The organism is Novosphingobium sp. SG720, from assembly GCF_012275365.1.
Lineage (GTDB): Bacteria > Pseudomonadota > Alphaproteobacteria > Sphingomonadales > Sphingomonadaceae > Novosphingobium > Novosphingobium rhizosphaerae.
In genome coordinates, this window is the sequence record NZ_JAAZQN010000001.1 from 2,043,956 (window position 1) to 2,057,820 (window position 13,865).

Sequence of the window (13,865 nt, forward strand, 5' to 3'; positions counted from 1 at the left end):
ATGAATGATTTGCCGTTTGAAAGGGGCGGGATGCGAGCGATGAGCCCCACCTCTGAAAGCGGCAGCGATCGACCAGGCAACGCGCGCGGAATGGCAAGGATTGGCGTAAGCCGATGTCCTCGTGCCGCATCGGAGCAGCATGGGTTGGTCAGGGCTTGCCATCTGCGTCCGTTGCGCTGGTTTGCAAAAGTCAGACGTTGACTGACAACCCGAAATTCAATCTGCCTTTCGCAACAGGCGGATCCGGACCAGACCGATGCGGTCCATAGGAATAATGGTCAGGCGTTCGTCTCCATTGATGACTCGCCCTGCCTTCCAGCCATCTTCGGTGAAGCGCCCTTCCTCGACCCGGTCGATTTCGACGAGGCCTGCCTTGTCAGCAAAATCAACCGTGAACCCGCGACCCATTACCAGAAAGCTGCCGTTGCCCTCATCAATGACAAGGCCAAACGGGCGACCATCCCCTGGCGCTGGCTGACCATGCTCGGTCTCGCTGGGCAATGGCGCGGGCACAGGCGGGGCCTGAAGGCCAGCATCGAGCAACATTTGCTTGAGCAACACCTGCGTCTCACGCACCGTGATTGTATAACCGCCCAGATGAATTTCGGTCAGTTTCCCGTCGTCGATCAGAATTCCGGCAATGCGCTTCTGCGCCTGTGCCCGCGTGATCACGTCATCCATATTGGCCAGCATTGCATAGGCCTGCGCCAACTGGCTGTCCGGCTTGCCGTCCTCGATGCCAAAGATGGAATAGCCGATCGCGCCATGCTGGCCCAAGGCCCAGAACAGATTGCCGGTGCGGAATTGCGCCTCGGGCACAAAGAGTGGATTACCCGCGTGATCATAATCGGCCAGCGGCACCTTGGCATCGGGTACGTAGATGTCTGGCGAAAGCATGTCGAGCGAAGGGGCTGCCGCCTTCCATACGTCCAGCACCCGCTTGGCAGGTCCGCCGCTGGGATATTGCCCAGCCATTGGCTGCCGATCCTGCGGCCCCAGCCAACCATTGACATACATGGGTAGAGGTAGGGCCTTTTTGCCCTCTGCGGCCAGCGCCTCCATATAGCGGGCGAAATGCCACGCCATAAACACTTCTTCGGCCTGCCAGTCCGTGCCGAAGACCTGCGCCCAGGTTCCACTGCCGCGGCGCCCCTGACGCGCCCACAAATCTGCCAGTTCGGGGCGCAAAGTCTGCCAGTGTGCCTTCAGATATTGAAGCAGGGACGCGGGTACCTGCTGCCCCCAAGCCGCATTCGCTAGTGATGAACGGTCTCGGCTATCATGCAACATGCCGGTTTCGTTGTTGACCTGCACCATGATGACGCGATGATCAGGATCGGCCTGTGCCAGATGCTTCATAAAGGCAGCAAAAGCGCGCCGATCAGCATTCAGCAGTTCGGGCGAAAAGACTGACAAAACAGGCTTGGGCATGGCGCCCGGATAGGTAAAGGCTTCTGCAAACTGGCCTTTTGCCACGGCACGGGGGAAACGGGCAGGATTGGCGCGCACCCAAGTCGGCGCATAGGTCGAACTGGCATTCTTGAACGCTCCGAACCAAATCAGCACCAGCCGCATATCGTGCTGACGGGCCCGCGCAATCTGGGCATCGATCAGAGTATAATCAAAACGACCTTCCTGCGGTTCGAAGTCTTCCCAACTCACCGTGCTGACCACAGTGCGGACGTGCATCGCTTTTAATTTGTCCCACACCGGCTGCATATATTCGGAGTTGGAGGCACTGGAATTGTGCAATTCGCCACCAAGCGCGAGGTATGGCTTGCCATCCACAAGCAGCTGGCGATTTCGGATGACCGGCAATTCCTCGGCATGCGCAGCAGGAAGGAGCGCCCCCGTCGCCAAGGCCATCAACGAGCCCAGCAGAATCCTCTTCACAATGCATCCCCTCTTCGATTTTTGCTCAATGGCGCGCGAAGCCTAAGTAGAACAAAGGTTCTGATATGACAATGGAGGCTCTGCCGCGTGCGATCCAATTTGCGGGGCGACCGCATGTATGGCCGCTTTCGAGACAAGCGGTCGTTCGAGTGCCAAATGCCTGACGGCTTGAACTGATCAAAACTCGCCCTTTGGCATCGTTGGTCCCTGCACCTTGAACCAACTCGAAGCAACGGTGCCCCTACAAGTCAAATGCCGATCAAAGTGGTCCTTCTGGACTCTCCGCGAGAAAGGCCGAGAGCCAAACGGAATTTCGTCCCTTGCGGGCAGTCCACCAATTCAAGCTGCGCGGCGCGAACTGGCCTTTGCCACGTTTGCGGCGCATCTTGAGCCAGCGCCGCAAATCACGCAGGGGCGCGACAGTCGAACGCAGGGCATGCAACGGCAGCCGCTCGTGCAGATTGTGTGCAGAGGCTCGTTCACAACAGACGCTTGCTGGTGATGCCAAGGCACGTCGATCCACAGCCTCGCATGTGCAGCCCACGGTTCAAAGGCGCCGCTATGGCCGCCGCTCATGCGCCTGAGTTGAGGCGTCGGAACCTGCCGTTCATTCAGAGCGAGGAGTCCGGCACGGCCCGGCGGTAGAACTCCGCAGGCCGGAACGCGGTCTGCGCCTCGCGCTGACCGGTGCCCTCGATCCATCCCGTGTCGAGCAAGCGGCGGCGGAACGCTGGTTTGTTGACCGCCTTGCCGATGATCGCTTCGTGCACTTCCTGTAAGTCACGCAAGGTGAACAACTCGGGCAAGAGCGCCAGCGCAACCGGTGCATAGTCCAGTTTGCCGCGCAGGCGTTCGACCGCCAGTTCGATGATGGCAGCGTGATCGAAGGCCAGCGGCGCTTGCGAGCCAGCCGCCGGCGCCAGCAGCAGGTCTTCTCGCTTGGCAACAGCATCGGTCAGGCATGCTGCAGGCATCAGGGCAAAGTACGCGACACTGATCACTCGCATGCGCGGGTCGCGGCCGGGATCGCCGAACGTGTAGAGCTGTTCGAGCCAGCCTTCCACCATGCCGGCTTTCTCCATCAGAACCCGGCGCGCGGCCTGTTCCAGCGTCTCGCCTGGGCCGACGAAACTGCCCGGGAGCGCCAGGGATCCGGCAAAGGGAGGTTGCGCGCGCCGCTGCACAAGCACGGACAAGCGCCCCTCAACCACCGTCATCAGCACGAGATCGACCGTCACCGCCACTGGTGGGTAATCGGCAGGATTGTAAAGTTCGGGAGCAGTCTCAGCCATGCCTCACACTTAGATGTTGACGACATATATGCAAAATGGATATTAGAGTTCTATCGTGAGCCGGGGAGTCCGCCTCGCCTGACCATTCGAGGGAGTCTCGAACATGAGCACGATCGATTTCGGCGTCTTCATCGGACGCTTTCAGCCGCTGCATCTGGGCCATGAGCACGTCATTTCCCACGCCTTGGAGCGCGTGAACCGCCTGATCGTGCTGATCGGTTCGGCCAACATCGCGCGTGATCCGCGCAATCCGTTCACTTATGCCGAGCGCGAAGCCATGCTCCGCCGCGCTTTCCGGCACGAAATGGCCGAGGGCCGCCTGATCGTCGCGCCGCTCGACGATCACCTCTATTCCGACACCGCCTGGGTGGCCCAGGTGCAGCGCGTGGTCCGCGGCATTGTCCTGGACCATGGCAATCATCATGGGTTCCAGAACCACGGGATCAGCGATTTCCGGGTGGCTCTCACCGGATACGGCAAGGATGCCTCTTCCTATTACCTGAAGCTGTTTCCCGAATGGGAAAACCTCCAGATCGACAGCCAGTACGGCACGTTCTCTTCCTCTCATGTCCGTCGCCGCTATTTCCAGCGTATTCCCGAAGTGCCAGCCACGATCCTCCCGGCCAGCGTTGCCCAGTTCATGCAGGAATTCATGCTGGGTGACGTGTTCCGCAGGCTGCTGGAGGAAGCCGAATATCTCGAAGCCTACCCTGCGCAGTGGGGCAAAGGTCCCTTTGTCACGGCCGATGCGGTCGTGGTCCAGTCGGGCCACATCCTGCTGGTCGAGCGCGGCGGTCATCCAGGCAAGGGCCTGCTGGCACTGCCGGGCGGCTTCGTCGCGGCGGACGAGCGCATCCGTGACGCAGCAATCCGCGAACTGCGCGAAGAGACCGCGATCAGTGATGGCAAGGGGCAGATCCCGCCCGCCATGCTGGCAAGCTTCATCGAGGATGCCCGCACCCGTGTGTTCGATGCGCCCACCCGCTCCCTGCGCGGCCGCATTATCACCCATGCCTTCCTGTTCCGCCTGCCCGAGCGGCGCAAGCTGTTCAGCGTCAAGGGGGGCGACGATGCCGCCCATGCGCGCTGGTACCGTTTCGGAGACCTCAGCCCGGACATGTTGTTCGAGGATCACTGGGCGATCATCGAGGCAATGGCCGACCTTTGAACGCCTGTGCGGGGGAGTCCCGCCCGGCCTGATCGTGTGAGGAGTTCACATCATGACCAATCCCATCCTGGCAACCGACAGCTACAAGCAAAGCCACTTCCTGCAATACCCGCCCGAAGCGCGCGCGATCAGTGCCTATGTCGAGGCGCGGCCGAACGACTTTGCCGACCGCGTGTTGTTCCTGGGGCTGCAACCCTACCTGATGGACTACCTCGGCCGTCCGGTGACGAGAGCCGACATCGAAGAGGCGGAAGCGATCTGCGCAGGCCACGGCGTGCCATTCAACCGCGCGGGCTGGGAAGCGATTGTGGCCGATCACGGCGGCTACTTGCCGCTGGATATTCGCGCGCTGCCCGAAGGCACCATCGTGCCCACCGGTACGCCCCTGGTGCAAGTGGAAAACACCGATCCACGCATGCCATGGCTGACCACGTTCGTGGAGACCGCCCTGCTCCGCGCGATCTGGTACCCCACCACCGTGGCCACGCTGAGCTGGCAGTGCCGCCAGATCATCCGCGCCGGGCTGGAAAGGACCAGCGAGGAGCCGGATGGGCAGTTGCCGTTCAAGCTGCACGATTTCGGTGCACGCGGCGTCAGCAGCGCGGAGAGCGCAGCGCTGGGCGGCATGGCCCACCTCGTCAACTTCATGGGCACCGATACCATGGAAGCTCTGCTCGCCGCGCGCCGCTACTACGGGGCGGACATGGCCGGCTTCTCGATCCCGGCCGCAGAGCACAGCACGATGACCAGCTGGGGCCGGGAGCGCGAGGAAGCGGCCTACCGCAATATGCTCGATGCTTTTGAGGGTGAAGGCCGCCTGGTGGCAGTCGTCTCTGACAGCTACGACCTTGATGCGGCGCTGCAAGGCATCTGGGGCGGCGCTCTGCGCGAAAAGGTGCTGGGCCGGAAAGGCACCGTGGTCATCCGTCCCGACAGCGGCGATCCGGTCGAAACGCCGGTGCGCACGCTGAAGACGCTGTGGGAGGCTTTCGGTGGCAAGGTCAATGCCAAGGGCTACCGGGTGCTCGACCCGCATGTGCGCATGATCCAGGGCGATGGCATGACCATCGCCACCATCGCGCAATTGATCGATCGCGTGGTCGCAGAAGGCTTTGCCATTGACAACATCGCCTTCGGCATGGGGGCCGGAATGCTGCAGAAGGTCAACCGCGACACCTTGCGCTTTGCCATGAAGGCCAATGCCATGCGCGATGCACAAGGCCTGTGGCATGATGTCTTCAAGAACCCTGCGACGGACCCCGGCAAGGCCAGCAAGGCGGGCCGCCAGGCGGTTGTCCTGCGCGAAGGCAGGATGGTTGCCGCACGGCGCGACGATACGGTGCCTGGCCAAGACCTGATGGTGCCGGTCTGGCGCAACGGCGAGATGCTGGTGCGGCACACCTTCGACGACATCCGCGCCCGGGCCGCAAAATGACCGGCAAACAAAACGTAAGGGCGCTGGTGGTCACACCGCCGGCGCCCTTGCCACCCCCCGGCGATCGGCTGCGCATATTCCTGGCGGGCAGCATTGATGGAGGGCAGGCGCCAGATTGGCAGGCCGACGTGATTACCGTGCTGGCCGATTGGCGATGTGGCCATCTTCAACCCTCGTCGCGCATCTAGGTCGTGAACTCATAAATGGCGCCCCGAGGCGGCAGTTTCCGACGCACAACCACCGGCCGGCTAGCGCCAACCAAGTTAGCCTTGGCACACAAAACAACCACAAGCCCGCCCACTATCCCAGACTGCCTGCAAACCGTTCTGCCAGACGACCAAGCTTGAAAGCCTCGGATACACAGTCAACGAACGCGCGGGTTTTGCCGGGCAGCAGCGTCCGCGAGGCGAAATAGATCGAGATCGCTCCCGCGTCGGCGTACCATTTCGGCACCAGTCGAATGAGGGCGCCGCTTTCTAGATCGTTGATGACATCGGCCACAACAAGCAGCGCAACGCCCAGGCCCAACAACGCGGATTGCCGCATCGCCGCCGGGTCATTGAAGACAAATGCCTCCTTAAGCTGGACTGGAATTTGCTCTCCAGCGGCGTCTCGCATGATCCAGTGCCGTACCCGTCCTGACTGGAGCGAGCGCATGACGATACCGTCCAGGTGAGCCAAATCAGCCGGGTTGGCGGGGAGGCTGCGTCCCGCCAAATAGGCCGGCGATGCCACCGCAATAATGTGAGCCGGGGCCAGATTGCGCGCCACGACGCCCGGGGACAATTCGAACCCGCCACCGATAGCGACATCGTAGCCTTCGGCGATGATGTCGACCTGCCTGTTCTCGAAATGCCATTCTGGACGGATGGCGGGATAGCGCGCGATGAAGGCGGGGAGAAGCGGCAGGATGTGCATGGTGCCCAAGGTCGGTGCCATACTCACCTTGAGCACGCCGGACGGCGCACCGCCGGCCCTCGCCACGCCTGCAATCGCCGCCTGTATGTCGCTCAGGCTTCCTGAAATCGCCTGTCGGAACGCTTCGCCCGCTTCCGTCAGCGTCAACCTGCGCGTCGAGCGGTGGAAGAGACGGACGCCCAGATTGCGTTCCAGCATGGCGACATTGCGGCTGACGGCAGCCGGAGTGATCGCGAGACGGCGGGCCGCTTCGGAAAAGCTGCCATGATCAGCGCTGCGAACGAAGGATTCCAGATTGGCGAGCGTCTCCATGGCTTCATCTTCAACCATCAATTGAAGATAATGCAAGCCATATACGGCTAATCGTTGATGTTAGCCTGGGTCATATTCCCTTCACCAACACAACTGGAGTGAAGATGATGACGACCACCTCCCAACCTCTCCTTGGCAAGGTAGCCTTGGTCACCGGCGGCACCCGTGGCATTGGCGCAGCCATTGTCCGCCGCCTTGCCCGCGATGGCGCAGACGTGGTGTTCAGCTATGCCGCTTCGGCGGATCAGGCTGCAGCCCTTGTGCAGGAACTCGAGGCCCTTGGTCGTCGCGCATTGGCCGTCCGCGCGGATCAAGCAGTCGCCGCCGAGGTCACTGCGCTCGTACGGGATGCACATGCCGCTTTTGGCCAGCTCGACATCCTCATCAATTCTGCAGGTGTCTTCGTCACCGGAATGGTCGATGATGCAGAGGCTGACCTTGCTGCGTTCGACCGTCAGATTGCGGTGAATGTAAAGGCAGTCGCGACAGCTGTTCGGGCGGCGGTGCCACTCCTCAGCGATGGCGGACGCATCGTCTCGATCGGCACGACCGGCGCTGTTCACGTCCCCTTTGCAGGCGCGGCGGACTATATTGCCACGAAGGCGGCGGTGGCAGCCTATAGCCGTGGTTGGGCACGCGACCTTGGTCCGCGTGGCATCACTGTCAACGTGGTGCAGCCCGGCGCGATCAATACCGACATGAACCCGGAAACCGGCGACTTTGCGGCCATGCTGAGCAGTCTTGCTGCGCTTGGCCGCTATGGCCAGCCGGAAGACATCGCCAATGCCGTCGCATTCCTGGCAGGACCGGACGCCAGCTATATCACGGGCGCCACGCTCAACGTCGATGGCGGCCAGCTCGCCTGAGCGCGCACTTCCCATCCACAATACGCACATCGAAGGATGAAAAGCATGACGAGCATCGGAATCATCGGTGCGGGGCAGATCGGCAGTGCCATCGCCCGCGCCCTGGCCAACAAGGGCATTCCCGCGTCGATCGCCAACAGCCGTGGACCAGAGAGCTTGCAGGATTTCCTTTCCGAAGTCGGCCCTACCATCACGGGCGGCACCGTCGCCGAGGCTGCCACGAAAGACATCGTCTTCGTCGCGGTAAACTGGTCGCGCCTGCCCGAGCTGTTCGCAACCCTGCCCGATTTTGCCGGACGGATCGTGGTGGATACCAACAATCCCATCGAGGCGCCGCTGTTCAAGCCGGTCGATCTGGGCGGGCTCGCCTCATCCGAGGTGGTGGCGGGGCTGGCGCGCGGTGCGAAGCTGGTCAAGGCCTTCAACCACCTACAGCCCCAACTCCTGTCCGGCGACCCGCACAGCGAAGGTGGCAGGCGCGTCTTGTTCTATTCCGGCGACGATGCACCAGCCAAGGGAGAAGTCGGCGCGCTCATCGACCGGCTGGGCTTTGCCGGAATCGATCTGGGTGCGCTCGCTATCGGCGCCCGCCTCGTGCAGTTTCCGGGGGGTCCGTTGCCCGCCCTCAACCTCGTCAAGTTTGGCTGACCTCCAGGCCGCCCAGAAAGGAATGTGCCATGACCGACACCACAGCCACACAACCCGCCGCAGAGCCAGACTATGACGCTCTGCTTCGCGCCAATCTTGAGCGCATCTTCAACGAGCGCGATCCAGCGCGACGCGACGCAGCCATCGCAGACCTCTATGTAGTCGATCCCGTCATGTACGAACCCGACGCCATCGTGGCAGGACGTCAGGCCATCTCGGACGTCGCCGGAAAGCTCCTCGACAACTTCGGCCCGGATTTCGCGTTCGTGCCGGAAGGCAAGGGTCTGGGCCATCACGGCATGGCAACGCTCCGTTGGCACGCTGGCACACCCGGCAATCCCGCAACAGTCATCGGCGCTGATACCGCAGAAATCATCGACGGTCGTATTGCCCGGCTCTGGGTGCTGCTCGATCTCTCTCCGAACAATTGAAACACGCTCTGCATAAGGACGTTTTCCCATGACCGATCTTTTCTCCCCGTATCGCCTGGGCCAACTCGCGCTTTCCAATCGCCTCGTCATGGCCCCGATGACCCGCAGCCGTGCGCAGGGCGACGGCACTCCCGGCGCGAGTGCCGCGATCTATTATGGCCAGCGCGCCAGCATGGGCCTGATCATCAGCGAGGGTACGCAACCGTCTGACGACGGGCAGGGCTATCTGACCACGCCCGGCATCTACACGCCCGCCCATGTCGCCGGTTGGCGCAAAGTCGCCAATGCCGTGCATGCCGGGGGCAGCCACCTGTTCATCCAGCTCATGCATGTCGGCCGGATGTCACATCCTGACAACACGCCGCATCACCGGCAGGCACTGGCCCCAAGCCCGATTGCGCCGGGCACGCCGATGTTCACGGCCAGGGGCATGCTGGATATTCCCGTTCCACGCGCCATGACGCAGGCCGACATCGACCAGACCATTTCCGATTTTCGGCATGCCGCGCGTAGCGCCATCGAAGCAGGAGCCGACGGGGTCGAGATCCACGGCGCCAATGCCTATCTAATCCATCAGTTTTTGGCGCCAAGCGCCAATGCCCGCACCGACCGCTACGGCGGACCGATCGAGAACCGCGCTCGCTTCGCCATCGCGGTTGCGGCGGCCGTGGCGGACGAGATTGGCGCCGAGCGCACGGGCATCCGCTTGTCACCCGGAATGGCGATGTGGGGCATTGATGAGGGGCCGGACAGCGCCGACCTTTATCGCCATCTGGTAGAGGAGCTCGACAAGCTCGATCTCGCCTATCTGCACATCACCCATAATGTGCCCGATGGCTTACTGCGCGAACTGCGAGCAGCGTGGCACCAGACCTTCATCCTCAATCGCCCCGGACGGGCGCGCGACACGATCGGTGCCGACATCGCGTCAGGCCTTGCAGACCTCGAATCATACGGCGTCATGGTACTGGCGAACCCCGATTTCGTTGAACGTGTCAGGGCAGATGCACCGCTCAACCAAGGCGACCGTGCGAGCTTCTTTGGCGGGAGCGATGCTGGCTATGTCGATTATCCATCGATGGGAAACGCCACCGAAGATCAGCACGGGTGACCTCCAGGATTCTCAATCTCGTGTCAGAACAACCATCATGACCAACTTCATCACCGGCGGCCTACGTCGCCCGCTATGGCATAGCGCAGTGCCACCGATCATGCTGAAGACTAAAGACTGAACACTACCCTGGCAGCCCGCCGATCAAGATCTTCGACGGCCTGCCTGCCGGACTTGCTGGCAACCGGGCGCAATTTTTCCGCGTCTCGAGTCGCATTTTAGGGTAGCCCGGCGCGCTGCCGGAGGGGGCACATGGCGGAGAGGGTGGAATCGAAAAAATCGTATAAGTAATTGTTTTGCAAATAAATAAAAAATCTTTCGCGCTTTACCCAACAATTCCGCCCCCTGATTGTCTATAATCGATAAATCACAACAACTTGTGCATTTTCCTCAGCCTTCAGACTGCCATGCCATCAGGCTCAGCAAGATCGCGATTTTCTGTTGGAAAGAACTTGGCCATGCTTCCTTCAAGCCGTTGACTCCAGTCTTTAGAAGCCATGGAAGGCGCCTAACAGCTAGGCCGTAGACTCATAAACTCGGAGCCAGAGGCGCATTGAGGCGAGTTGGACCATGGCGAGGAAGTTCTCGGCCAACTTGTCATAGCGGGTGGCAACCCGGCGGAAATGCTTGAGCTTGGAGAAGAAGCGCTCAATCAGGTTCCGCTCGCGGTAGAGCCAAGTGCTGAAATACGGCTTTGATCGGCGGTTGGACTTGGGCGGGATATTGGCGAACGCACCTCTTTCACGCAGAGACGCCCGGATGCGGTCGGCATCGTAGGCCTTGTCGGCCAGCACGATTGTTCCAGCACCGACATGATCGAGTAGGTCATCAGCAGCTTTACTGTCATTGCTTTGCCCAGCAGTCAGGCTCATCCGGATCGGGAAGCCTTGCCCATCGACGACCGCATGGATTTTGGTCGTGAGCCCGCCTCGGGAACGACCGAGACAATGATCTCGATCCCCCTTTTTGCCGTCGCGGCCTACTGATGGGCGCGAACGGAAGTGCTGTCGATCATCTGGATGTCGCCATCATGAGCGGCGGTGATGGCATCCATCATCCGGTCCCACACGCCAGCTTTACGCCATCGTGCAAAGCGGTTGTAGCAGGTGGTGCGCGGGCCATAGGGCTCGGGTAGGTCTCGCCACGGCGCACCAGATCGAAGTACCCAGAAAATACCGTTCAGCACGCGGCGATCATCGACGCGGGGGACACCTCGTGGCTTATTGGGCAATAGCTGCGCGATGACGCGCCACTCGAAATCGGTCAGGTCGTACCGGCTCATGCCGACACTGAATCATAAGTTAGCGCGATAGGGAAGGCATGCAGAGATGATTGCGGATGGCGTGCGAGAAGGTATGATGCTCATATGTGGCAGCTGGTTGTCTTTGCTTTAGCGTCTGCGGCTCCAGCCGAGCAACAGAACCTCACCTTCGATGGCGAAGCCTTCGGAGCGCGACGTTCTCTTACTTGCACTTGGTTCACCAACTTCGAGAACAGTCGGTTCGAGCAATGCCGGGATGCTGCGGGAAAATTGCTGCAAGATGGCGATGGCGCCTCGATCAAGTGCGTCCGAGGCCTATGCGAACAACTGGATGCGGCGGCCCGCAAGGCGATCGGATCGAAAAAGCCTGAGCCACCATGGGGAACTTTCACGGTGACGCTGGTCGGCCGCATCAGCCTCAACCCCCATGAGAAGCGCTACCTTGGGGACGCCACCAGAAACATCCTCATAGAGAAGCTCACAAGCGTTAGCTCGGCCAAATAGCCGCTCAGTTTATGGGTTCACGACCTAGCATCGCGATAACTATGCGGGCCAAGCGCAGCCGCCTTGCCTATAAAGAAGAGTCGGATCTGCCTTGGTCAAGACGCTGGCAGTACGATTCGCAGTAAGCCAGCGGGATTTCGCCATGATGGTACCAGTGGCGAGCCACTTTGCAGCAAAGACCTGCTCGATGGACTTCGTGGCCGACACGTTCGGCGCTTCCCGTCGGCTGCGCATCCTGGCGATCCACGATGGCGCCTGCCGCGAGAACCTGTGCCTGGTGAGGGACACCAGAAACTCGGGCGTGCAGGCAAGCATCTCGATTCTGCTGCTGCACTGCTGATCGCCGAGAACGGCAGGGTATCGCCCATACTGTTGGTCGATAGCCCTTACAGGCTCTCCAGCGAAATGGCCGCCTGTTCCCGATGCTACCGCAATTCGTTTGCATGGCCTTAGTGCTGGCCGCCGCGGCTTTAGCGCTGTTCTACCGGGACAGAAAAGCGGACTGAACGCCGTTGTCGCTCAGCGCGCCATCGCTTGCATGAGCGCGGTAGAGGTGTCGTCGGACAGCGCCAGGTCGCGCAGCCGGCGAATTTCTCCCGCACTGCGCGCTACCCGCCCATGTTCGGCCACGATGCGCTCATAATTGGCCAGACCGCGTTCGAATGTATCACCATAGCCTTTGATAAGGCGCTGGCACTTGACGAGCTCGAGCGCAGCCTCGCCGTCTCGCCGCAGTTCGGCCCGCACCAAATCGAGCCAGTGCTCGATGCGCGCCTGCTCTTCGGCGTAGCGCAGCGAGCGCCGGCGCAGAATACGCATGCTCGCCACCATATGCAGCACCAGGAACCAGCGCAGGCTTGTCGTTTCAACATGACGGCCTGCGCGGAAGAACCGGCCCAGCAGGTTTGACAAGCCCTGGCTGGCCAGAATGCGGCGGCCGATGCCTGCGGGCAGGGTTTCGCACACTTCCTGAAGGCGCGGGTGCATGAATTCCACGATCGAGACGACCTGGTCGGGCTGGGCCTTGATCTCGCCACGCACACGCGCGAAGCGGCTGCCCCGGATCTTGAGATCGGCCACCCGGATCGTGTCCTCGTAGGCCATCCACAGCGCCAGATGGCGTGCCGCTTCCGCCGTGACGGCATAGGGCGCCACGTCCAGCGCGGCGCAGGCCTCCAAGCGATCGAGATAAAGCGCAGCGTAGTCCGCGTCCTGATAGTCCATCAGCTTGGCCACGCCGTGCAGCGCATTGGTCCGCGCGGCATTCGGCAGCGTGCGGGTGATCCGCGCCGCCAGCACGCGGCCGCGATCGGTCGTCGGCTCGGGCGCGGCGTGGACCGGCGCATCGGGCACGGCAACGGGCCCCTGCGCCTGCTCGAACCCGTCCTGGAAACCGCGCAGATTGCTCTGCACGGCAATGCCGCTTTGCTCGATCGCCTGGCGGAAGGTTTCGACCCGGAACGGCAGGGCGCCGCTGCCGGCCAGGGCGCCGAACATCACCGCGCTGATCACGCTGCCCGATCGTTCGGTCGCCGCGTCCATGTCGAAGCCGACGAAACGCCTGGACCGCTTGTGCGCCGCCTCGATGATCTTGTCGCTATTGCCGCGCCCATCGCCCATCACCTGCTTCTCGCCAATGGCATAGATGCGGTGGGTGGAACCGATCAGCGTGGTGCGCGCGGCGGTGGAAAACCCGCGCAGCAAGGCGCGGCCCGCTTCCATGAGTTCGGACGCGATCACCACGTCCACGTCGCCCGGCATGGGCATCTGCGCAAAAACGGGCACGCGGCCCGAGCCATCGGGCCGCGCCAGTTCCACGTAATAGACGGTCGATCCCGTGCGCTGCGCCACGCCGGGCACCGACGTGCCCTGGGCCAGCCAGCCTTCGGCGCGGGCAACGTCCTGGACCCAGTCGGCCAGGACGCCCCCGCCCTGCCCGCCCAACGCGAGAATGGCGATGGTCAGGCGATCTTGTGTTGCGACGGACATGGTCATTCTCTTGCTAGGGGTGCCTGGGCGATGGCGT

Annotated in this window: 11 protein-coding genes and 2 pseudogenes; 8 read left to right on the top strand and 5 right to left on the bottom strand. The window is 61.9% G+C overall.

What is annotated here, in order from left to right; translation table 11 throughout:
• Positions 1-216 precede the first annotated feature (216 nt).
• Both FHW94_RS09110 and FHW94_RS09115 read right to left on the bottom strand, forming a co-directional pair.
• The gene (locus FHW94_RS09110) at positions 217-1,893 is read right to left on the bottom strand and encodes a DUF5597 domain-containing protein (RefSeq protein WP_349237471.1); all 1,677 of its coding nucleotides are present in this window, start codon (positions 1,891-1,893) and stop codon (positions 217-219) included.
• A gap of 611 nt (positions 1,894-2,504) precedes the next feature.
• Positions 2,505-3,131, bottom strand: a complete 627-nt coding sequence (locus FHW94_RS09115; RefSeq protein ID WP_349237472.1) for an NUDIX domain-containing protein — start codon at positions 3,129-3,131, stop codon at positions 2,505-2,507.
• Positions 3,132-3,288: 157 nt separating this feature from the next.
• Here FHW94_RS09115 and FHW94_RS09120 point away from each other — a divergent pair, with 157 nt between their 5' ends.
• On the top strand, positions 3,289-4,353 hold the full coding sequence (locus FHW94_RS09120; RefSeq protein ID WP_168555306.1) for a bifunctional nicotinamide-nucleotide adenylyltransferase/Nudix hydroxylase: 1,065 nt from the start codon (positions 3,289-3,291) through the stop codon (positions 4,351-4,353).
• A gap of 52 nt (positions 4,354-4,405) precedes the next feature.
• Positions 4,406-5,788 carry a nicotinate phosphoribosyltransferase gene (locus tag FHW94_RS09125; RefSeq protein ID WP_168555307.1) on the top strand — a complete coding sequence of 461 codons (1,383 nt, stop codon included), beginning with the start codon at positions 4,406-4,408 and terminating at the stop codon, positions 5,786-5,788.
• Positions 5,789-6,088: 300 nt separating this feature from the next.
• On the opposite strand, the gene FHW94_RS09130 is transcribed toward FHW94_RS09125, so the two are convergent.
• Positions 6,089-7,054 (bottom strand): LysR family transcriptional regulator, encoded by a 966-nt coding sequence (locus FHW94_RS09130; RefSeq protein ID WP_246865938.1) that lies wholly within the window; start codon positions 7,052-7,054, stop codon positions 6,089-6,091.
• A 68-nt stretch (positions 7,055-7,122) separates the two neighbouring features.
• On the opposite strand from FHW94_RS09130, the gene FHW94_RS09135 reads away from it, so the two are divergent.
• From FHW94_RS09135 to FHW94_RS09150, 4 genes are read left to right on the top strand one after another with little or no spacing between them, the layout of a single operon-like run.
• Positions 7,123-7,884, top strand: coding sequence for an SDR family oxidoreductase (locus FHW94_RS09135; protein WP_349237473.1), 762 nt, complete (start codon positions 7,123-7,125; stop codon positions 7,882-7,884).
• 45 nt (positions 7,885-7,929) lie between these two features.
• Positions 7,930-8,532: an NAD(P)-binding domain-containing protein gene (locus FHW94_RS09140; RefSeq protein ID WP_168555591.1), complete on the top strand. Its 603-nt coding sequence runs from the start codon at positions 7,930-7,932 to the stop codon at positions 8,530-8,532.
• A 29-nt stretch (positions 8,533-8,561) separates the two neighbouring features.
• Positions 8,562-8,963: a nuclear transport factor 2 family protein gene (locus FHW94_RS09145; protein ID WP_168555308.1), complete on the top strand. Its 402-nt coding sequence runs from the start codon at positions 8,562-8,564 to the stop codon at positions 8,961-8,963.
• 28 nt (positions 8,964-8,991) lie between these two features.
• Positions 8,992-10,074 carry an alkene reductase gene (locus tag FHW94_RS09150; protein ID WP_168555309.1) on the top strand — a complete coding sequence of 361 codons (1,083 nt, stop codon included), beginning with the start codon at positions 8,992-8,994 and terminating at the stop codon, positions 10,072-10,074.
• A gap of 515 nt (positions 10,075-10,589) precedes the next feature.
• Here the strand turns inward: FHW94_RS09150 and FHW94_RS09160 are convergent.
• A pseudogene (locus tag FHW94_RS09160) lies at positions 10,590-11,356 on the bottom strand (IS5 family transposase).
• Between the two features lie 84 nt (positions 11,357-11,440).
• On the opposite strand from FHW94_RS09160, the gene FHW94_RS09165 reads away from it, so the two are divergent.
• Positions 11,441-11,839, top strand: a complete 399-nt coding sequence (locus FHW94_RS09165) for a hypothetical protein (RefSeq protein WP_168555310.1) — start codon at positions 11,441-11,443, stop codon at positions 11,837-11,839.
• Positions 11,840-12,023: 184 nt separating this feature from the next.
• Positions 12,024-12,152, top strand: a pseudogene (locus FHW94_RS23020) (IS3 family transposase); the annotation flags it as partial.
• 206 nt (positions 12,153-12,358) lie between these two features.
• On the opposite strand, the gene FHW94_RS09175 reads toward FHW94_RS23020, so the two are convergent.
• Positions 12,359-13,828, bottom strand: coding sequence for an indolepyruvate oxidoreductase subunit beta family protein (locus FHW94_RS09175; RefSeq protein WP_168555312.1), 1,470 nt, complete (start codon positions 13,826-13,828; stop codon positions 12,359-12,361).
• Positions 13,829-13,865 lie beyond the last annotated feature (37 nt).

Bases quoted from the DNA above. Each gene is read 5' to 3' on its own strand.
- FHW94_RS09120 (WP_168555306.1), top strand. From the start codon at position 3,289: ATGAGCACGATCGATTTCGGCGTCTTCATCGGACGCTTTCAGCCGCTG.
- FHW94_RS09125 (WP_168555307.1), top strand. From the start codon at position 4,406: ATGACCAATCCCATCCTGGCAACCGACAGCTACAAGCAAAGCCACTTC.
- FHW94_RS09135 (WP_349237473.1), top strand. From the start codon at position 7,123: ATGATGACGACCACCTCCCAACCTCTCCTTGGCAAGGTAGCCTTGGTC.
- FHW94_RS09140 (WP_168555591.1), top strand. From the start codon at position 7,930: ATGACGAGCATCGGAATCATCGGTGCGGGGCAGATCGGCAGTGCCATC.
- FHW94_RS09145 (WP_168555308.1), top strand. From the start codon at position 8,562: ATGACCGACACCACAGCCACACAACCCGCCGCAGAGCCAGACTATGAC.
- FHW94_RS09150 (WP_168555309.1), top strand. From the start codon at position 8,992: ATGACCGATCTTTTCTCCCCGTATCGCCTGGGCCAACTCGCGCTTTCC.
- FHW94_RS09165 (WP_168555310.1), top strand. From the start codon at position 11,441: ATGTGGCAGCTGGTTGTCTTTGCTTTAGCGTCTGCGGCTCCAGCCGAG.
- FHW94_RS09175 (WP_168555312.1), bottom strand. From the start codon at position 13,828: ATGTCCGTCGCAACACAAGATCGCCTGACCATCGCCATTCTCGCGTTG.